Source organism: Pseudomonas sp. RA_35y_Pfl2_P32, assembly GCF_963970735.1.
Lineage (GTDB): Bacteria > Pseudomonadota > Gammaproteobacteria > Pseudomonadales > Pseudomonadaceae > Aquipseudomonas.
The window spans coordinates 1-612 of the sequence record NZ_CAXAQF010000127.1; the positions used below are offsets into that span (position 1 = coordinate 1).

1 protein-coding gene is annotated in these 612 nt (G+C 58.8%); it reads right to left on the bottom strand.

Annotated features, from left to right (window positions below):
• Positions 1 to 612 (bottom strand): immunoglobulin-like domain-containing protein (locus AACY45_RS27445; protein ID WP_339548595.1); only part of this gene is annotated, 612 nt, incomplete at both ends.

The following is a 612-nucleotide window of genomic DNA, read 5'->3' on the forward strand; positions in this document are numbered from 1 at the left end:
CACCGGAGACGCTTTCCAGTTTGTTGACCAGCGCCGGCTGGCCGCCGGTGAAGATGTCATTGCTGGTGACCACGGTTGCCGTGCCAGTGGTGCTGTTGGCCGGAACGGTGATGGTGGTGCCGTCGGAGAGCTTGAAGGTCAGCTCGCCGTGGTTGCTCATCGGCAAGCCAGCAGCGTTGGTCAGGGTCACGGTGTAGGTGACGGAGCCGCCTTCGGTGACGGTGGTTTTATCCACAGACAAGGTGGCGACCACTTCAGAAACGGTATCGCCGACTTTAACGATGGCTTCGTTACCGAGAACCAGATTTTCGAAGGATTTGCCGTCGACTGCGGCGTCAGTGACGCCAAGTTTGATGGTTTCGCCGTCTTTGTAGACGTCATCACCTTGCGCCGCCAGCTCGTACGGCACGCTGGTGGTGCCGGCTTTGATCACCACGGTGTCGCCATTGCTCAAGGTCACGGTCAGGTCCTGTTTGAGGACCTGGTCGACCTTGACGGTGAACTTCGGTGCAGCATTTTCCAGCACGTCGCCGTTGCTTTCGATGGTAACGGTGATCTTGTCGCCTTCGCCCGATGGTTGGTCGGTGACGGTGGTGGTGAACTGGTCTTTGC